This window comes from Photobacterium sp. R1 (assembly GCF_054600795.1).
This window is the reverse complement of sequence record NZ_BAAHZP010000477.1, coordinates 1-279: the sequence shown is the minus strand read 5'-3', so window position 1 is coordinate 279 and position 279 is coordinate 1. Positions and strand designations below refer to the sequence as shown.

Annotated in this window: 1 pseudogene; it reads right to left on the bottom strand. The window is 49.1% G+C overall.

Annotation, left to right across the window (positions count from 1 at the left end):
• A pseudogene (locus tag ACYP03_RS25930) lies at positions 1 to 279 on the bottom strand (phosphoglucomutase, alpha-D-glucose phosphate-specific); the annotation flags it as partial.

Sequence of the window (279 nt, the reverse complement as noted above, 5' to 3'; positions counted from 1 at the left end):
AGATCTTGTAAATTTCTTCAGTACCTGAAGGTCGCGCCGTGAACCAGCCATTCTCTGTGGTAATTTTCAAACCACCAATGGCAGCACCATTACCCGGAGCATGGGTCAGACGGGCGGTAATGCTATCACCAGCCAATGTATCAGCCTTGACCATGTCTGGAGACAGTTTGCTCAGAACGGCTTTTTGCGCGCTGTTTGCTACCGCTTGTAACCGGCTGTAACGGCACTCACCATGCTTTTCAGTTAAGGTCTGGTAATATTGTTGCGGATTCATACCTG